The following is an 18315-nucleotide window of genomic DNA, read 5'->3' on the forward strand; positions in this document are numbered from 1 at the left end:
GTCGGTGGTCTGTCGGTCCCGAACGAGCCAGTTACGCTCCCTCTTTGCTCAAATGGACTGTGACATGAATTTCTCGAGGTTCTTCATTGACAGGCCAATCTTCGCGGGGGTGCTTTCCGCGCTCATCTTCGTCGCGGGCCTGTTGTCGCTCCCTGCGCTTCCCATTTCGGAATACCCGGAGATAGTGCCGCCGACCGTCGTAGTCCGCGCGCAATATCCGGGCGCCAACCCAAAGGTGATCGCTGAAACGGTCGCGACACCGATTGAGGAACAGATCAACGGGGTCGAGGACATGCTCTACATGAGTAGTCAGGCGACTACGGACGGCCTAATGACGCTGAGCGTGACGTTTCGGCTCGGCACCGACCCGGACAAAGCGCAGCAATTGGTGCAAAACCGAGTCGCGCAGGCGATTGCGCGGTTGCCATCCGAAGTGCAGACTCTGGGCATCACTACAATTAAAGCCTCGCCCGATCTCACTATGGTGGTGCACCTCACATCCCCCAATAGCAGGTATGATCTCAAGTATCTGCGCAACTATGCCGTGCTGAACGTCAAGGACCGCTTGGCGCGCGTTGAAGGCGTCGGCGACGTGCAGCTGTTCGGCTCTGGAGACTATTCGATGCGGATCTGGCTCGATCCGCAGAAAGTCGCTGAGCGTGGTCTTTCGCCGGGCGACATCGTAAAGGAAATCCGCGCGCAGAACGTCCAGGCCGCAGCCGGCGTGGTCGGTGCGCCGCCGAATGAAACGGGACTTGACCTGCAGCTTTCCGTCAACGCGCAAGGGCGGCTGCAGACGGAGGAGGAATTCGGCGAGATCATCGTAAAAAAAGGCGCAAACGGCGAAATAGCGAGACTGCGGGATGTCGCCCGGATCGAACTGGGAGCGGCCGACTACTCCTTGCGGTCTTTGCTCAACAATGTTGAGGCGGTCGCAATTCCTATCTCGCAGTCGCCCGGCTCCAATGCGATCGAGATATCGGACAACGTCCGCAAATTGATGGCCGAGCTTAAGCAGAATATGCCGGACGGAATGGACTACAGTATCGTATACGACACCACCCAGTTCGTCCGCGCCTCAATCGAGGCCGTGGTCCACACGCTGCTCGAAGCCGTGGTGCTGGTGGTGCTGGTCGTCATCCTCTTTTTGCAGACATGGCGGGCGTCAATCATTCCGCTCATCGCGGTCCCGGTGTCCATCGTCGGGACGTTCGCGGTGATGCGTCTTTTCGGCTTTTCGATCAATGCACTGACGCTGTTCGGACTTGTGCTGGCGATCGGCATCGTCGTCGACGACGCAATCGTCGTCGTCGAGAATGTGGAGCGTAACATCGAGAGAGGGTTGGCGCCGAAAGAGGCCGTATATCAGGCGATGCGCGAAGTCACAGGTCCGATCATAGCGATTGCGCTGGTATTGCTCGCCGTTTTCGTGCCGTTGGCTTTCATCACGGGCCTGACCGGACAGTTCTACAAGCAATTCGCATTGACGGTGGCGATTTCGACGGTGATCTCCGCGTTCAATTCGCTGACGTTGTCACCGGCACTGGCGGCGCTGTTGCTTAAGTCGCACGATGCACCTCGGGACGGGCTCACTCGGGTCATGGACCGGTCACTCGGCTGGTTCTTTAGTCGCTTCAATCGCGTATTTAACCGAAGCTCCGACGTTTACAGCGGGGGCGTCCGAACCGTGATCTCGCGCCGCGCCGCGGCGATGGTAGCGTATGTCCTGCTGGTCGGCCTCGCCGCCGCCTTGTTCGAAACGGTTCCCGGAGGTTTCGTGCCGGGCCAGGACAAGCAGTATCTGGTCGGAATCGCCCAGTTGCCCGACGGCGCGACGCTGGATCGAACCGAGGAGGTCGTCCGACAGATGGGGGAAATTGCGTTGAAGGAGCCGGGGGTCGAAGCCGCGGTGCAGACGCCGGGTCTTTCAATCAACGGGTTCACCAATAGTTCGAATTCCGGGGTCGTTTTCGTGACGCTAAAGCCGTTCGCGGAACGCAGGGACAAAAACTTGAGCGGCGGCGGCATCGCTATGACGCTGAACGCCAAGTTCTCGAAGATCCAGGACGCAGTCATCGTCGTGTTCCCGCCACCGCCGGTTTCGGGGCTAGGCACGATCGGCGGTTTCAAGTTGGAGATCGAGGATCGCGCCGGCCTCGGCTATGAGCGGCTGAATAACGCGACCAAGGCGTTCATCGCCAAGGCGTCCGCGGCGAACGAACTGGCTGGGCTATTCACCAGCTATCAGATCAACGTGCCGCAGCTCTATGCCGATATTGACCGCACCAAGGCACGGCAATTGAACATTCCCGTCACGAGCGTGTTCGAAACGATGCAGATCTATCTCGGATCACTCTACGTTAACGACTTCAACAAGTTCGGCCGAACCTATTCGGTGAGGGTTCAGGCGGATACCAGATTCCGAACCCGCGCCGATGACATCGGCCGGTTCAAGGCGCGATCTGATACGGGAGAGATGGTCCCGCTGGCGGCACTGCTCAAAATCAGGGAGAATGCGGGTCCCGAGCGCGCCATGCGCTACAACGGCTTTCTGTCTGCAGACGTTAACGGTGGTGCCGCGCCTGGTTACTCGACCGGGCAAGCGCGAGCTGCCGTTGAGCGCATTGCGGCGGATACCCTACCGAAGGGCATTTCCTTCGAATGGACTGATCTAACTTATCAAGAAATCATCGCCGGTGATTCGTCCCTGGTCGTATTCCCGGTCGCGTTGCTGTTGGTCTTTCTCGTGTTAGCCGCCCAATACGAAAGCCTTACGCTGCCGCTGTCGATCGTCATGATTGTTCCAATGGGATTGCTGGCGGCGATGCTTGGGGTTTGGATCACGAAGGGCGATAACAACGTCTTCACCCAAATCGGATTAATCGTGTTAGTCGGACTTTCGGCAAAGAACGCGATCTTGATTGTAGAGTTTGCGCGCGAGCTCGAATTCGGTGGCCGCACTCCGGTAGAGGCGGCAATCGAGGCCAGCCGGCTACGATTGCGACCGATTCTGATGACGTCGATGGCCTTCATCATGGGAGTTGTCCCGTTGGTGATATCCACCGGCGCAGGCTCCGAAATGCGGCACGCGATGGGCGTGGCGGTTTTCTCGGGCATGATCGGCGTCACAGCTTTCGGCATTTTCTTCACGCCGATGTTCTATGTGTTTCTCCGCGCGCTGACCGGCAACCGTCCGCTGACGCAACACGCGGAAACTGCGATCAGTCACGCGTGAGGCGGGGATGTGAGACTACCAGCGGGAAACCGGACAATCGACCTGCTGCCGCAGTACAGCCATTATGGCCTCTTGCTGCTTTCATTCCCGTTGGAGCTGCGAAACATATATGCGGCCTGCGGGCCGAACGCTGAAGAGGATCATCCATGGTTTACGTGTCTTTCGCGAGATTCCTGCACGCCTTCGTCGCTGCGACTCTTTCGTCGCTTTCGACAGCCACATTGGCGAGGGACATAGGTTGGCACGACCGGATCGAAAGTCGGATCGAGGCGTTGGCACTGCTTCAATCACTGAATGCGGACCTGCTCAGTCACGACAGTGCCACTCTGACTCTCGACCGCTGGTGTCGCGCCCACCGTCTTGCCTCAAGCTCCCTAATTTTTGCCGACCTCCTCAGGAACGATACGAAGGCTGCAACCGAAGAACAGCGTGCGGTGCTCGGTGTGTCGCCCGACGTTCCAGTCAACTATCGCCATGTTCGCCTGCGTTGTGGAGATCGCGTTTTGTCGGAGGCTGAGAATTGGTACGTACCATCTCGTCTTACCCCGGAAATGAACCGCACCCTTGAGACTAGCGACATAGCCTTCGGACGTGCGGTGAAGGCCCTGCGGTTCCAGCGGCACACGCTGTCGGCGGAGCTGTTGTGGTCGCCCCTGCCGGAAGGGTGGGAGATAGGGGCGGCCCTGCCAATGGAATCGGACGCCCCTCTGCCAGTCCCGGATCACGTAATACGGCATCGTGCAGTGCTAGTCCTGCCGGATGGAACACCCTTCAGCGAAGTCATCGAGAACTATACGAGTGATGTACTCGCCATTCCCGAACCGCACCTCTCGCCCACGCAGGCGACGTCCCCGGTCATTCCAGCAAAATAGACGTTTGGCCGTGAACAATCCCCAAGCGTGAGCGCAGGACCGCGGCGTGCATAACATAACAGATATCGGATAATCAGATGCAGGCGCCAAACCACACATCGATCGCATTGACGATCTTGGCGTTAGCCGGATTGTCTGGCGCCGCAATCGCGAAGACAGGCGGGTCTTCATTGCGGATCGATGTGCTTCCGCTGAAAGCCGGCATGTATGTCTCGTCAGGGCAGGATTGCCGCTTTCCCGCTAACGCCGGCATCCGTTGGTACGACGGCAAAGGGCTTAACGGTTCGGCCACCCATGACTGTCGAAGTAAGATCGTCAAGAGGCTAGGCGACGCCTACGTGATCGACCAAAATTGCATTGATGCGCCGTCCGTAGGCGGACCTAGGAGTTCCGAGCGGCAAATCATCACGGTCCGGAGCCCTCGGCGCTTCTCGCTCAAGATCGGGCGAGATAGCACTGAGTATGGCTATTGCGAACCAGGCGGACACCTCCCAGCGCCTGGCGAAGCCGCTCGCTGATCGCGCAACTTAGGGGAGGCGAGCCATTACAGATCACTTGGAGTGTTCGTCCACCGGGCATGTTCCGCGAGGTGACGCCGCTGAGAGCAGATCTAAGCTCTCCATCGCCCTTTCCGTTAGTGAAATCCTCGCCGTTAGCGGGACGGAGTATTTCTTGGACGCGCCGATCAAAGGCAACCGCAAAAGAAATCAGACATCAGACGAACGGATCTCAACCTTCCACTCGTTGTCCTGGTTCGCCATGATGTACGTTGAATCATATCCACCGATGACCGACCCATCAGCGCGAAACCGAGTGTATGTCGCAGTCATATGGACCTTTGTCGGATCAGGCTGGACGGGGTTCGCTTATCCCATGTGCAGGCCTCACCAGTCGCCTTCGGCGAGTTGGGAACGAAGCAGGATGTGCCGGAGCCGCGATAAACGGCACCGTCGGCAGGTCGCGCGGCTTTTGCTGCCGAATCGAATAATCTCAGTTTTGCGATTCCGACAACTCCCTAAATGACGCTAGTCGCATCGGTGGTCGTGACAATTTTGTGGTTCAGCTTCCCACCCACTCCGTCTTTGATATGAAGACAAGATCCGGAGTTCGGCTCCGGGCTCCGTCATCTAGACCAATGCGCGCGGACCAACGGCAATCGTCCGTTTAGCACGGCATTAAAAAGGAAGACACCATGAGCAAGGCAGAAGACAATAAGGCGATCGTGGGCCGTTGGTTCACCGATTTTTGGGGTAAGACCTGTAATCTCGCCATCGTCGATGAACTCGCCGCTCCCGACATGCTCCTGCAGTATTCGCTGCACGAGCCGCGCCGCGGCCACGCCGACATCAAAGCCTTCATGAAGGGATTTAGGGAAGCGTTTCCGGATCTCATGTTCGAGGGCGCCGCGGACCTTATTGCGGAAGGAGACTACGTCGTCGGCCGTTGGAAGGGTGGCGGAACCCACACCGGTCCGGCGTTCAGCGATTTCCTGATCGGCTCGCTGCCTGCGGCCACTGGACGGAAGATGTATTTCACCGGAACTACCGTACTTCGGATCGCGAACGGGAAGATTGCGGAAGAGATCGGTCTGGACGACGGTGTCACCGCGCTCCAGCAGCTTAAGCTCATTCGGGCAGCCTAACCGCCAGGCCGCTATTTCGCGTCGGTCCGAAAGTTCCGGAGACGACCGCTAATCATGTCAACCAATGAGGCGCAGCGCACATTGTGCGATGCGCCTCATTTTTGCTGGGCAGTTGTAAAATCTCCCAAGCGGCAGATCTAACCGCGGTCGATGAGGCTCGCATTTCGAGATCTCGCATCGAGCCGCTGGTCCAACCTCCTCCGCCACTGTGAAGACCGAGCCGCTTTTCTTTTGATCGGTAAGCGCCGATGGGGCGATCGGATGCGCGGCTCTCGCCGCGGCGAAAGCCGATCGACACGCCCCGTGCGTCGCCCATTGGGTCACTTCTACCCAGGTTTCCAGAATACGCGCTGCGACGTTGATTCGGAACTTGGTTCGGCTGCCAGCAGCGCGTGCGTGCCACATGCGGCCCTGACAGTGATCACGGTGTCATCGTGAGTTGGCTTTGCTGCTGACTCGTCACGACAGCATCGAGCTGCCGCGCTGTCTCTGTAATCTGCACTCACTCAAGTGTGACAGCCGCATTGCGTTGAGGAGCTGCGCCCCTCCGCGGAAACGGCGGAGCTGTCCGACGTATCGTTACCGTACTGTCCGAAATGGCGCGCGGCCGAAAGCCGGAGCGTAAGATAGCCGTATCGAAGCGCTTCGGTCAGCGCCTGCTGCAAGATCATATCCATCGTAGTCACCAATTCGCGTTTTCTGTCGCGACTATCGATGTTCACCGACGGAGTCGCACCCCAAAGATTGCTTTCAAATCGAAATTAGCCCTTATGAGCTTCTATTGCCGAAACACAACGGTTCGAGCAGATGAAGATCGGGCCGGCCGGAGCAGCCGCAGTTCATTAAAACGGAGCGCCTTTACGGCAACGCGGATCGGATGCGCGCCACCGGTCGCCATGTAAATTTCTTTTGAAAGCAAGAATCGGAGCGTCGGCCACTTCCTTCCAAGCCATACTCGCATGACATTCGCAGGAGAAGCCAGATGCACGTGAACGCCAAACCAACCATTCTCTACTTCGGAACGCCGGTCGCGCTTCTGAGCACAATGAACGAAGACGGGACCGCAAACTTGGCTCCGATGTCGTCGGTGTTCTGGCTCAGTTGGCGATGCATGATCGGACTCGAGTCGATTTCGAAGAGCACGGAAAACCTGCGGCGAACCGGAGAAATGGTGATCAACCTACCTTCGGTAGAGCAGGTAGGAGCTGTCGATCGTTTGGCCAAACTTACTGGCACCGACCCCGTCCCCGAAAGCAAAATGCCGCGCGGCTTCAAATTTGAAAAGAACAAGTTCGAGGTGGCAGGTCTTACGCCGGTACCCTCTCAGATAGTCGCGCCTCCTCGCGTTCTCGAATGCCCCGTTCAACTCGAAGCGACGCTCGAAGCGGAACGCAGCCTCGATGTTGGTGGGCCGATGGAGGGCTTTCTCATCACGTTCGAGATGCGGATCCGAAACATCCATATCGAGGAGTCCATTCTAATGGACGGGAATAAAAACCGGGTTGATCCGAACAAGTGGCGCCCGCTGATCTTCAATTTCCAGCAGTTTTACGGGCTGGGACCCCAAGTGCACCCTTCGACTCTTGGCCAGATTCCCGAGGATCTCTATCGAACGCCCGACATGGCGGACGCATAGTATCCGCCGGCGTTGGCTCGAAAAGCCCGAGCGGAGGGTCTTACCCCTCCGCTCGTCGGAAGGCGGGGCTTCGACGAAGCAGACAGTCGCCGGCGGGTATCAGCGCGATCCTCGCGAACCGGAGTCGTAGCGTTTCTGAGCAATCAGAACCTTTTCGATATGGGTTTCTGCCCACACACGCAGGCCGTCCAACATGGCGGAGAGCGTTCTGCCGAGCGGTGTAATCGAATATTCCACCGTAACCGGTACCGTGGGGATTGCCTTGCGCCCCACCAATCCATCTCGCTCAAGCTTTTTCAATGTCTGGGAGAGCATCTTTTGAGAGATGCCCTCGATCTGCTTCCTCAGCCTGTTGAACCTAATCGGCTCTTCTTGAAGAAGCCCGAGGATCAGGACTGCCCACTTGTCCGCGATTCGATCCAGCACAACCCGCGTTGGACAAGCAGCAGCGTACGCGTTCGATCCTTTAGTTGTCGTCGATTTCAAGAGGCGGTCTCCTGCGGGTTACCAGCTCACACTAAGGTGCCTTCTTCACACTTAGATGTCGTTGACATACTTAGTATCGAATTGAAACCTAAGGAATGGACAAATGAAAATCGCGCTAATCGGAGCTACTGGCAACGCAGGCTCCCGGATTCTTGCGGAGCTTGCTCGGCGAGGGCATGCCGTCACTGCCATCGCTCGCAATCCAGAAAAAGTACCCACACTTCCCGGCGTTACCGCCAAGAAAGCCGACGCCGGTGACGTGACCGGAATGGCGGCCGCACTTAGCGGGCACGACGCCGTCATCAGTTCGGTTCATTTCACGGCCAGCGACCCGAACAAGCTGATCGCGGCCGTGACCAAATCTGGCGCAGGACGATATTTGGTCGTCGGCGGCGCCGGCAGTCTTGAAGTCGCTCCGGGCGTGAAGCTTGTGGATACTCCGCAATTCCCCGAGCTTTACAAGTCGGAAGCACTGGCTGGCGGAGTGTTCCTCGACCTGCTGCGGAAGGATACGAGCCTCAATTGGACCTATCTGTCGCCATCGGCGATGTTCGTCCCGGGGGAACGGACCGGCCACTTCCGGCTCGGCCGGGACAAATTGCTGACCAATGAAAAGGGAAGCAGTATTTCCATGGAAGACTATGCCGTGGCGATGGCGGATGAAATCGAAAAGCCCGCGCATCCCCGCCAGCGCTTTACCGTCGGGTACTAACGCAAGCAGATCTGCCTCGGTGCCGGCGGCTAGTTCCGTGCGACACCGAGGCAAGCACTAGGTAAAGCGATAACCGCCGGTCATCCCACGGGCCTTCACTAATCTTGACGCTCGTACTGCTCCGTACCGAACGTATCGAAACGCAATCCCCAGGTTATCTAGCCGCCCGCCTGTTGGGTGGTGGCGCAGCCCGCCAAGAATCGTAATGAAAAACGACAAGAAAAATAGTTGCCTGCTAAGAAAGAAAAATAGTTGACTGAGAAGAAAAAATAAGGGAACGCTGCGTCAGCGAGCCCGGCCAGTAAGAGTCCGGCCGCCACGAACACAAAAAACGTACCGGCCGGCATGACCGGGCCATCGAGGGGAAACGATAAATGCGCGCAGAGCTCGATCTTGCGGTGGACGAACGCTGGCTATCACCAGCGAAAAATTCGGTGGCTGTGGCGGAGCCCGGCAATGGGAAGTCGCTGTTCTCGCTACGAATGGCGGATGCAGCCGACGTGGCAGATGCTACGCGACGCGCGCGTGCGGCGCAGGCCGGATGGTTTGCATTGCCGTATGACGAACGCGCGCGGGTGCTTCGCAAGGCCGCCGATCTTATGGAGGCGAATGCCGACCTATACCTGCAATGGATCGTACGTGAGACGGGATCGGTTCCGGCCAAGGCCGGATTTGAGATTACCCTGGTCGTAAAGGCATTCCGGGAGGCTGCGGCTATGCCATCACAGCCGCAGGGTTTGATTCTGCCGTCAGATCCAGGCAAGATCAGCTTCTGCAGACGTATGCCTTTGGGCGTCGTAGCGGTGATATCCCCCTTCAATTTTCCCATGTATCTCGGACTGCGCGCCGTCGCCCCTGCTTTGGCCGTAGGCAATGCGGTTATCTTGAAGCCCGATCCTCGCACCACGGTGAGCGGTGGATTGCTGCTCGCGCGACTCCTTGCCGCGGCTGGTCTGCCACCGGATGTCCTGCTCGTACTACCGGGAGGAGCGGAGGCCGGAGAGGCCCTTTGCACGGACCCCAATGTTGCGATGGTCCAGTTCACCGGATCGACGGCCGTGGGCCGTAAGATAGGGGCACTCGCAGGCGGCAATCTGAAGAAATTGTCGCTCGAACTGGGCGGCAAGAATTCGCTGATCATTCTCGACGATGCTGATCCCGACTTGGCCGCCTCCAATGCCGCATGGTCTGCATATCTGCATCAGGGCCAGATCTGCATGTCCAGCGGCCGCATTCTCGTGCAGGAGTCGATTTTCGCCGCCGTCGCAGAGAGGCTCGCGAAAAAAGCGACAGCGCTTCCCGTGGGTGATCCGTCGACCGGAGAAGTAGCGCTTGGCCCCATCATCAGCGCCGGCCAGGCCGACCACGCGAGGGGTATCGTCGAGGATTCGGTAGCCGCCGGCGCAACTCTGTTGGCGGGTGGCACCGTAGACGGATTGTTCTTTAGGCCGACGGTGCTCGCGGGCGTAACCCCGGACATGCGCGCGTTTCGCGAAGAAATTTTTGGGCCGGTCGCGGTGCTTACTTCCTTCAAGACAGACGACGACGCCGTAGCGTTGGCCAACGACACCGATTACGGCCTATCGGCGGCCGTCATTTCCGCCTCGGTAGGCCGAGCGATGAGTCTCGGTGCGAGACTACGCACCGGCCTGCTCCATATCAACGATCAGACGGTGGCCGACGAAGTCGTGAATCCGTTTGGCGGCCGCGGGCAGTCTGGCAATGGCACCAGCATCGGAGGTCCGGCGAACTGGGATGAATTCTCCCAATGGCAATGGGTGACGGTGCGCGACAAGGCTCCGCAATATCCGTTCTAAACTTTAATCGCGCTCAGACGCGTTATGCCCTCGAGGAGGATTAAATGATAGTCGATAATGGCCACCGCGAGGCGCCGCAGCAGCTCGCCATGCAGGACAAGGTCGAGAGGGCGGAGCGAGCGCTTCTCCATGGACGTATCGGGCGCCGCGACTTCATGCGAGTTGCGCTTTCCGCGGGAGTTTCGGTTGGCACCGCGACAGGGCTCGCGGGATTTGCCCAGCGCGCGCGGGCGAACCAGATTGCAAATGCGACCAACCTCAAACGGCAATATGACTACATCGTCTGTGGCTCCGGCTCATCGGGTTCCGTGGTAGCGCGCCGTTTGGCGGAAAACCCCGACGCGAGCGTTCTCATGCTCGAGGCGGGCGGCAACGACGACGTGCCAAGCGTCACAAATCCATCGGCGTGGTTCACCAATCTCGGTACCGCCTTGGATTGGGGCTTTAAGGGAGAGCCGAATCCGAACCTCAACAATCGCAGCATTCCGCTGTCGATGGGTAAGGTGTTGGGCGGCGGCTCCTCTATCAATGTGATGGTCTGGTCGCGGGGTCATAAAAACGATTGGGATTATTTCGCCGCGGAAGCCGGAGACGACGCTTGGAACTACAACTCGGTCCTCAACATCTACAAACGGATCGAAGACTGGCACGGCGCACCCGATAGCGCGCGTCGCGGCACCGGAGGCCTCGTCTACGTGCAGCCGGCACCGAATCCCATCGCGATCGCGCCGGCGATGCTCGAGGGAGCCAGGTCCGTGGGCATTCCCACATTCGCGGACCAGAACGGATCGATGATGGAGGGTGAGGGCGGTGCCGCCCTCGCAAACGTCCGGATCCGCGACGGTCAGCGGCAATCGGTCTTCCGCACCTATGCCTATCCGCTGATGGACCGGCCTAACCTTACCGTGCTTACCGGGGCGCTGGTCACAAAAGTCGCGTTCAACGGAAAGCGCGCGACCGGCGTCGAAATCGAATATGACGGCAAGCTGATGCGCATCGCCGCGGGTCGCGAGGTAATTCTCTCTACCGGCGCGATCAACACGCCGAAGATATTGATGCAGTCCGGTATAGGCGATGCCGCCCATCTCAAGAGCCACGACATTCCGGTCACCCAGGATCTCCCCGGCGTCGGGAAAAATTTCCAGGATCATTTCATGGTCGCCGGCTGTGTGTGGGAATATTCGGATCCCATCGCGTTCAAAAATAACGCGGCAGAGGCGACATTCTTCTGGAAGAGCGATTCAAGCCTCGATACGCCGGACCTGCAGCCTTTTCAGATCGAGGTACCTTACACAAGCCCCGAAACGCAGTCCAAATATAACCCGCCGGCAACTTGCTGGTCCATCTCGCCGGCGGTCGTACGGCCCAAAAGTTGTGGCGAAATCTCGTTGAGCGGAGCCAATCCGGGCGATCCCGTCCGTATCAACGCCAATACTTTATCCGATCCGGCCGACATGACCGCAATCTTGCGCTGCGTTGAATTGTGCCGCGAGATCGGTAATTCGGTGCCGATGCGGCCTTTCATAAAGCGCGAAGTTATGCCCGGTGGGCTGCAAGGCGATATGCTCAAGAACTTCGTGCGCGACGCGACCGTGACCTACTGGCACCAGAGCTGCACAGCCAAGATGGGGCGGGACAAAATGTCGGTCGTGGACGCAAAACTGAAAGTCTACGGTGTCGATGGGCTGCGTATCGCGGACGCGTCGATCATGCCGCGCGTCACCACAGGCAACACCATGGCCGGATGCGTCGTGATAGGCGAGCGCATGGGGGAAATCTTGAACTCGAAGTGAGAACCGAAAATGTCTGCTGGCCGGCTATCCCCTGGGGCGATCTTCGAGCGATTGCCGCATGGAGGGAGTCCGAGGGCAAGCCACGATCTGCTCCCGATAGAGGCTGGCCGCCAAATAAGCGTGCAAATCAAATATTCCTAAAGAGAACAAATTGTTCTTGTCAGTAATATAACTGTCGGTTAGCGTTCACGCCGCGAGTGAGCCCCATGCTGAACATCGATAAATACATTCGGCAAAACAAATATCTCTCTCCTCCGACCAGGGCTCGCGGGTCGGTCTGAAGAAGCGAGTGCGAAAAAGCACCGCAACAATCGATTGTGCAATCACATATGGAGAACGACCATGAGTAGAGATGGGATGGAGAAGAGATCGTCAGGCCCGCTATGGCAGTGGTCCGCGACGCAGATGGCCCACGGCGTCAAGACCCGGCAGGTCTCGGCGCGAGAAGTCGCCGAGAGCTGCATCGCGCGGATTGAAGAGGTCAACCCCAAGATCAATGCGCTCGTCGAGTTTTCTCCGCGTGAAGCGCGCGAGATGGCCGACAATGCCGACAAGGCGGTCGCAGCCGGAGGCCCACTGGGGATTCTCCACGGCGTCCCGGTATCGATCAAAATCAACACGGACCAGATCGGGCATCCGACGTCCGACGGCGTCGTGGCGTGGAAAGAAAACACCGCTGCGCAAGATTCCCCGCACGCAGCCGCCCTTCGACGCGCCGGCGCGGTGTTCCTGGGTCGGAGCAACTCTCCCGCCATTTCGTATCGCTGGTTTACGGACAACGAGCTTCACGGCCAGTCGCTTAATCCTTGGGACCCGACCCGCACGCCCGGCGGATCCAGTGGCGGCGCCGCGGCCGCCGTTGCAACGGGCATGATGCCGATCGGACAGGGGAACGACATCGCGGGATCGATCAGATATCCAGCGTACGGTTGCGGTATAGTCGGCATACGTCCCACCGTGGGCCGAGTATCCGGCACCTACGGCGCCCCGGACGGAAGCGGTCCTTTGTGCCAACAGATGATCCTTGTTCAAGGTCCCATGGCCCGTAATATACCCGATCTTCGGATCGCCCTCGCTGCGATGAGCGAATTTGACCCGCGTGACCCCGTCTTCGCACCAGCGCCGCTGGAAGGGCCCCCCCTCAAAAGGCCTATCAAAGTTGGCTTGGTGCGCGACGCCGGCATCCACAAGCCGGTTGCCGCCGTCGACTCCGCGCTTGACGATGCCGCTCGCTGGCTCGGGGAGGCGGGGTACATCGTCGAGGAGGTCTCACTCCCGCTTTTCAACGAGGCAATGCGCCTTTGGTGGTTCCTCTGCATGGAGGAATTCCGAACGATCTACCCGCTCGTCAAGGAAATCGGCGGCGTCATGGTCAACAAGGCGGCTGCAAACTACTATAAAGTGGCCGAGGCTTGGTGGGGGCCGGCTCCTACCCTGACCGACTACATCACCGGTTATGGTCGACGTGCTGCACTGATCCGGCAATTGCAGACATTCATGGAGGACTATCCCATCCTGCTTCTGCCAACATCGGCCGAAATGATCCATGAGCATGACAAGGACATCGTCAATGTCGAAAGCTGCCGCAAGGTGATGTCGAGCAACTGGTCGATGAATGCGATCCCCATCCTGGGTCACCCGGCGCTTTCGGTGCCGACGGGTAACGTCGGCGGCCTTCCGGTCGGCGTCCAGCTAGTCGGCCGAAGATTCCGGGAGGATACGATCTTCGACGCGGCGGAGATCATCGAAGCGCGATTCAGCAACGGGACGCCGATCAATCCGAGGTCGAGTGTCGGAGTGCCGGCCTAAGGCCTTCGGCGCCTCCGCACCGACGAAAGCTACGATCGGCCCGGGGCCGCCGCACCGCCGCTACCACAACTCGCCTACGGCACAACGTGCCGTAGGCTTCGCAGAACATCGAGTTCTCGTTGTTCGCGGCCTCCGGGTCGGTTGTCCGAATGCTCGCCAGGCTTGCCGCGCTTGAACATGTCGATGACCCGCGATGCCCCGATCGTCGGGGCGGGCTCCGCGAGCGAATGCACCGCGACCTATATCGCCATCAGCGATGATGTGCCTGATGCCGTAATGATATTCGCGGTACTTCTTCATAAAGCCCGTCAATCCGGCTGGCTCACCTTCCACGCCGTCGGCGACTAGCAGATTGCGCTGCGTATAGGGCGGCGCGGCGTGCTTGTTGAAAGCTTCGTCCCGCCTTTTGTTTGAAAGCCATATCGAGAAATTCAGCGGAAACGGCGGCTTGAGGAGCCCTCGAAAGCTTGGCGGCTGGTAGAGCGCGTTCCTCGACAGAATTGCATTTGAGAGCGTCGGGAACTTCTCGAAATCCTCTCTTTAGCCCCGCGCAGGCGGCCTTCCATTCGGAGGCTAAAGAGCAAAGAGGCACATCCAGAAAACCAGGGAAGCTGAAGGAAGCCGGAATGCTCGGAAATCGCCGCACGGCGCATGCAGAAGAGCACCGCAACGCAGAATCTTAAGCGCTACTGGAGGCCCAGCCGGAATGGCGAGCCCCATGAAGGAAAATAACGCAATGCAGCTCTCTCTTCCGGATGCGGCGCCGCTGGCTGCAGCCGCAATCGCACGGTGGATGTTGGCGTTCAACGCTCGGAACATCGACGAAATCGTTTCCCTTTATGCACCAGATGCCTCCATTCACGGCACCACTTACGGCGTTCTCGCGATCGGGAGCGATGCGATACACTCCTACTTCGGTGGTGCCTTCCGAAGCGGTGTCTCAGTGAAGCTAACAAGCACCGGGGTGACCATCCGCTCGGGCGATATTCTACTTTCGGCCGGCCACTATGAGTTCAGCGGCACGGGATCAGACGGGACGGCGTACGTAACCCCTGCGCGGTTTACGTTTGTTCTCGGCAAAATGAGCGACGTTTGGCTCATCGTGCATCATCACTCCTCGACGGCGAGCGCTTCGCGATGATGAGCAGTCCAAGTTTCCACGCCGGTTGGGCCTAGCGCAGAGTATGTCCAAGCGAGGTGACCGCAATTCACGAGACAGGTGCCTGAGTCGAGATCGGCGTGTCATTCACCATGCTCAAAATGTCGGCAAGTTTCAGTATGCCAACTATTGACAGCATTGTGACCTGCAGATACTTCTCAAGATATAATGTTTCTTGAGAGGAAAATTATGTGTGGCATTGCTGGTCTCTTTCTTAAGACCCCTTCGCTAGAGGCGCAGCTCGGTTCGATGATGAGCGGCATGCTGGCGGTTCTGTCGGAACGCGGCCCCGACAGCGCCGGCTTCGCCATCTATGGCAGTGGCACGCGCGACCTGGTCAAGCTAACGTTGAGGCTTCTCCCGGTGCCTGATATCGAGGCTGCAGTCATTTCCGCCGCCCGAACACTCGATCTCAAAATTCCCTCGTTTCATGCCAACCATGCCGTCATCTCGGTACCGCAGGGGAGGTTGCAAGCCGTCAAAGACTTCATTCGCGAGTCGACCATCCTGCAAGGGACTGAAATCGTCGGGAGCGGCACCCGCATGGAATTGTACAAGGACGTGGGACTCCCGGCCGCAGTGGCAAAGCGGTTCGGCCTCGAGCACATGTCGGGTACGCATGCCATCGGTCACACTCGCATGGCGACTGAATCGGCAGTCACGACGAAAGGAGCCCATCCCTTCTCAACGGGGCTCGACCAATGCCTCGTCCACAACGGCTCGCTGTCCAATCACAACGGAGTTAGGCGCGGGCTGCAACGCGAGGGATTGTCTTTCGAGACCGACAACGATTCCGAGGTCGCGGCCGGTTATCTGACTTGGCGGATACGTGAGGGAGCCTCTCTGGAGGACGCCCTCAAGCTCAGCCTGAAGGATCTCGACGGCTTCTATACCTTCGTCGTCGCTACCGAGTCAGGCTTTGCGGTTCTTCGCGACCCAGTGGCATGCAAGCCAGCGCTCGTGGCTGAGACCGAGCATTACGTTGCCTTCGGAACGGAATATCGCGCACTTGCAAATCTGCCCGGCATCGCCGCCGCGAAGGTTTTCGAGCCCGAACCCGCAACCGTATATGCGTGGAAGAGAAACTGATGCCGACCGTGGATCTGGCCGAGACGAAACTGCGGGATCTCAACTCGGCCCTGCACAAGCTCCCGCACGATACCAATGAAACACGGTGGATCGTAGCCAATCCGGGCGGCAAGCACGCCATAGCCTGCGGCGTTAGCCTGCCTATCACCGTCGAGATCGAAGGACATGTCGGATACTATTGCGCAGGAATGAATAGCGCCGCGACAGTCGTTATCCGAGGTAATGCCGGCGTTGGCGTCGCCGAAAACATGATGTCGGGACAGGTCCGGGTGACGGGTGACGCAAGCCAGGCCGCAGGTGCGACCGGCAACGGCGGCCTCCTGGTCATCGAGGGCAACGCCTCGGCGCGATGCGGCATATCGATGAAAGGCATCGACATCGTGGTGAAGGGGTCGATCGGAGCAATGAGCGCATTCATGGCGCAGTCCGGGAACTTGGTCGTGCTGGGCGATGCAGGCGAAGCGTTGGGGGACTCGATATACGAGGCGCGGTTATTTGTACGCGGCTCGGTGGCAAGCCTCGGAGCGGATTGCATCGAGAAACAGATGAACCAGCAAGACCGCGCAGAGCTCAACGCCGTCCTGGCGAGAGCGGAAATCTCCGGCGTTTCCGCCGACGATTTCAAGCTCTACGGATCCGCACGCCGCCTCTATCATTTTCATGTCGACAACGCTGACGCCTACTGATCGGAGCCGCCTCAATGTCCGCGCAAGATCCAACGGCATCCGCCTCCCAACGCACGTTGCCGCGCTATTCGGCAACGTTTGATCCGCATGCCATCTCCGAAATTCGGCGAGCGGCTGCCACCGGAATTTACGACATCCGGGGCGGCGGCGCGAAACGAAAAGTGCCGCATTTCGACGACCTGCTGTTTCTGGGGGCATCAATCTCCCGCTATCCGCTCGAAGGATACAGAGAGAAATGCGGAACGGGCGTGATGCTGGGAACGCGTTTCGCCAAATCCCCGATCGAACTCAAGATTCCCGTTACGATCGCCGGTATGAGCTTCGGCGCGCTATCCGGTCCCGCAAAGGAGGCGCTAGGCCGCGGTGCCTCGGCCAGCGGAACGTCCACGACGACCGGCGATGGCGGCATGACGGCGGAGGAGCGCTCGCACTCAAGAACACTCGTGTATCAATATCTGCCGTCGCGCTACGGAATGAACCCCGAGGACCTGCGAAAGGCCGACGCCATCGAAGTCGTGATCGGACAGGGTGCAAAACCGGGCGGCGGCGGCATGCTGCTGGGGCAGAAGATTTCCGCGCGCGTCGCGAAGATGCGCAATCTTCCGGAAGGGATCGACCAGCGTTCGGCATGCCGGCATCCGGATTGGACCGGACCTGACGATCTCGAGATCAAGATCGAGGAACTGCGCGAGCTCACCGATTGGGAAAAACCGATATACGTAAAGGTCGGAGCCAGCAGGCCATACTACGACACGGCGCTCGCCGCGAAGGCAGGCGCAGATGTGGTGGTCCTCGACGGAATGCAAGGCGGCACCGCCGCGACCCAGGATGTGTTCATAGAAAATGTCGGGCTTCCTATCCTTGCGGCAATCCGGCCTGCCGTGCAGGCGCTACAGGACCTTGGGCTGCACCGCAAAGTGCAGTTGATCGTATCCGGCGGAATCCGCACGGGCGCCGACGTCGCCAAGGCCCTGGCATTAGGTGCGGATGCGGTCGCGATCGGTACAGCGGCGCTCATCGCGCTGGGCGACAACGATCCGAATCTTGAGGAAGAATACCGCAAGCTGGGCACGACGGCTGGAGCTTATGACGATTGGCACGAAGGACGGGATCCGGCGGGCATCACCACGCAGGATCCCGTGCTCGCAGCACGTTTGGATCCGGTGAAGGCCGGCCGCCGTCTTGCTAACTATCTCGCGGTTCTGACGCTGGAATGCCAGACGATCGCAAGAGCGTGCGGCAAGAGTCATGTGCACAACCTCGAACCGGAAGACCTCGTCGCGTTGACGGTCGAAGCGGCCGCCATGGCTGGCGTACCGCTCGCCGGCACGAACTGGATCCCGGGAAAATTTTGAAGCCGGAATTGCCGAGGCAAAGGA

At 59.0% G+C, this 18315-nt stretch carries 16 protein-coding genes; 13 read left to right on the top strand and 3 right to left on the bottom strand.

Features of this window, described 5'->3' with window-relative positions; genetic code table 11:
- The first annotated feature begins 64 nt into the window (after positions 1-64).
- A complete protein-coding gene (locus GSQ88_RS15170) occupies positions 65-3235 on the top strand; it encodes an efflux RND transporter permease subunit (protein WP_159008552.1) in 3171 nt (1056 codons plus the stop codon).
- 146 nt (positions 3236-3381) lie between these two features.
- The gene (locus GSQ88_RS15175; protein WP_159008553.1) at positions 3382-4107 is read left to right on the top strand and encodes a hypothetical protein; all 726 of its coding nucleotides are present in this window, start codon (positions 3382-3384) and stop codon (positions 4105-4107) included.
- A 73-nt stretch (positions 4108-4180) separates the two neighbouring features.
- Here GSQ88_RS15175 and GSQ88_RS35975 read toward each other — a convergent pair whose 3' ends face one another.
- A complete protein-coding gene (locus GSQ88_RS35975; RefSeq protein ID WP_283810687.1) occupies positions 4181-4312 on the bottom strand; it encodes a hypothetical protein in 132 nt (43 codons plus the stop codon).
- 987 nt (positions 4313-5299) lie between these two features.
- On the opposite strand from GSQ88_RS35975, the gene GSQ88_RS15180 reads away from it, so the two are divergent.
- Positions 5300-5749 carry an ester cyclase gene (locus GSQ88_RS15180; protein WP_159008554.1) on the top strand — a complete coding sequence of 150 codons (450 nt, stop codon included), beginning with the start codon at positions 5300-5302 and terminating at the stop codon, positions 5747-5749.
- A 982-nt stretch (positions 5750-6731) separates the two neighbouring features.
- On the top strand, positions 6732-7385 hold the full coding sequence (locus GSQ88_RS15185; RefSeq protein ID WP_159008555.1) for a flavin reductase family protein: 654 nt from the start codon (positions 6732-6734) through the stop codon (positions 7383-7385).
- Positions 7386-7484: 99 nt separating this feature from the next.
- Here GSQ88_RS15185 and GSQ88_RS15190 read toward each other — a convergent pair whose 3' ends face one another.
- A complete protein-coding gene (locus GSQ88_RS15190; protein ID WP_159008556.1) occupies positions 7485-7871 on the bottom strand; it encodes a winged helix-turn-helix transcriptional regulator in 387 nt (128 codons plus the stop codon).
- A gap of 103 nt (positions 7872-7974) precedes the next feature.
- On the opposite strand from GSQ88_RS15190, the gene GSQ88_RS15195 reads away from it, so the two are divergent.
- Complete coding sequence (locus GSQ88_RS15195) at positions 7975-8583, top strand: NAD(P)-dependent oxidoreductase (RefSeq protein ID WP_159008557.1); 609 nt, start codon at positions 7975-7977, stop codon at positions 8581-8583.
- A 158-nt stretch (positions 8584-8741) separates the two neighbouring features.
- On the opposite strand, the gene GSQ88_RS15200 is transcribed toward GSQ88_RS15195, so the two are convergent.
- Complete coding sequence (locus tag GSQ88_RS15200; RefSeq protein ID WP_159008558.1) at positions 8742-8930, bottom strand: hypothetical protein; 189 nt, start codon at positions 8928-8930, stop codon at positions 8742-8744.
- A 27-nt stretch (positions 8931-8957) separates the two neighbouring features.
- Between GSQ88_RS15200 and GSQ88_RS15205 the strand changes: the two genes are divergently transcribed.
- The 8 genes from GSQ88_RS15205 to GSQ88_RS15240 all read left to right on the top strand — a co-directional run bounded on the left by GSQ88_RS15205 (position 8958) and on the right by GSQ88_RS15240 (position 18291).
- A complete protein-coding gene (locus tag GSQ88_RS15205) occupies positions 8958-10400 on the top strand; it encodes a benzaldehyde dehydrogenase (RefSeq protein ID WP_159008559.1) in 1443 nt (480 codons plus the stop codon).
- Positions 10401-10555: 155 nt separating this feature from the next.
- Positions 10556-12193, top strand: coding sequence for a GMC family oxidoreductase N-terminal domain-containing protein (locus GSQ88_RS15210; RefSeq protein WP_159008923.1), 1638 nt, complete (start codon positions 10556-10558; stop codon positions 12191-12193).
- 342 nt (positions 12194-12535) lie between these two features.
- On the top strand, positions 12536-14002 hold the full coding sequence (locus tag GSQ88_RS15215; protein ID WP_159008560.1) for an amidase family protein: 1467 nt from the start codon (positions 12536-12538) through the stop codon (positions 14000-14002).
- A 183-nt stretch (positions 14003-14185) separates the two neighbouring features.
- On the top strand, positions 14186-14350 hold the full coding sequence (locus GSQ88_RS15220; protein ID WP_159008561.1) for a hypothetical protein: 165 nt from the start codon (positions 14186-14188) through the stop codon (positions 14348-14350).
- 370 nt (positions 14351-14720) lie between these two features.
- A complete protein-coding gene (locus GSQ88_RS15225) occupies positions 14721-15143 on the top strand; it encodes a YybH family protein (protein ID WP_159008562.1) in 423 nt (140 codons plus the stop codon).
- Positions 15144-15350: 207 nt separating this feature from the next.
- Positions 15351-16250, top strand: a complete 900-nt coding sequence (locus GSQ88_RS15230; protein WP_159008924.1) for a class II glutamine amidotransferase — start codon at positions 15351-15353, stop codon at positions 16248-16250.
- A complete protein-coding gene (locus GSQ88_RS15235; RefSeq protein ID WP_159008563.1) occupies positions 16250-16936 on the top strand; it encodes a protein glxC in 687 nt (228 codons plus the stop codon). Before GSQ88_RS15230 ends, GSQ88_RS15235 begins: the two co-directional genes overlap by 1 nt.
- Positions 16937-16950: 14 nt before the next feature.
- Complete coding sequence (locus GSQ88_RS15240) at positions 16951-18291, top strand: FMN-binding glutamate synthase family protein (protein WP_159008564.1); 1341 nt, start codon at positions 16951-16953, stop codon at positions 18289-18291.
- Positions 18292-18315 lie beyond the last annotated feature (24 nt).

This window comes from Bradyrhizobium sp. S69 (genome assembly GCF_009766005.1).
GTDB lineage: Bacteria > Pseudomonadota > Alphaproteobacteria > Rhizobiales > Xanthobacteraceae > Bradyrhizobium.

Bases quoted from the DNA above. Each gene is read 5' to 3' on its own strand.
- GSQ88_RS15170 (WP_159008552.1), top strand. From the start codon at position 65: ATGAATTTCTCGAGGTTCTTCATTGACAGGCCAATCTTCGCGGGGGTG.
- GSQ88_RS15175 (WP_159008553.1), top strand. From the start codon at position 3,382: ATGGTTTACGTGTCTTTCGCGAGATTCCTGCACGCCTTCGTCGCTGCG.
- GSQ88_RS35975 (WP_283810687.1), bottom strand. From the start codon at position 4,312: ATGCCGGCTTTCAGCGGAAGCACATCGATCCGCAATGAAGACCCGCCT.
- GSQ88_RS15180 (WP_159008554.1), top strand. From the start codon at position 5,300: ATGAGCAAGGCAGAAGACAATAAGGCGATCGTGGGCCGTTGGTTCACC.
- GSQ88_RS15185 (WP_159008555.1), top strand. From the start codon at position 6,732: ATGCACGTGAACGCCAAACCAACCATTCTCTACTTCGGAACGCCGGTC.
- GSQ88_RS15195 (WP_159008557.1), top strand. From the start codon at position 7,975: ATGAAAATCGCGCTAATCGGAGCTACTGGCAACGCAGGCTCCCGGATT.
- GSQ88_RS15200 (WP_159008558.1), bottom strand. From the start codon at position 8,930: ATGCCGGCCGGTACGTTTTTTGTGTTCGTGGCGGCCGGACTCTTACTG.
- GSQ88_RS15205 (WP_159008559.1), top strand. From the start codon at position 8,958: ATGCGCGCAGAGCTCGATCTTGCGGTGGACGAACGCTGGCTATCACCA.
- GSQ88_RS15210 (WP_159008923.1), top strand. From the start codon at position 10,556: ATGCGAGTTGCGCTTTCCGCGGGAGTTTCGGTTGGCACCGCGACAGGG.
- GSQ88_RS15215 (WP_159008560.1), top strand. From the start codon at position 12,536: ATGAGTAGAGATGGGATGGAGAAGAGATCGTCAGGCCCGCTATGGCAG.
- GSQ88_RS15220 (WP_159008561.1), top strand. From the start codon at position 14,186: ATGACCCGCGATGCCCCGATCGTCGGGGCGGGCTCCGCGAGCGAATGC.
- GSQ88_RS15225 (WP_159008562.1), top strand. From the start codon at position 14,721: ATGAAGGAAAATAACGCAATGCAGCTCTCTCTTCCGGATGCGGCGCCG.
- GSQ88_RS15230 (WP_159008924.1), top strand. From the start codon at position 15,351: ATGTGTGGCATTGCTGGTCTCTTTCTTAAGACCCCTTCGCTAGAGGCG.
- GSQ88_RS15235 (WP_159008563.1), top strand. From the start codon at position 16,250: ATGCCGACCGTGGATCTGGCCGAGACGAAACTGCGGGATCTCAACTCG.
- GSQ88_RS15240 (WP_159008564.1), top strand. From the start codon at position 16,951: ATGTCCGCGCAAGATCCAACGGCATCCGCCTCCCAACGCACGTTGCCG.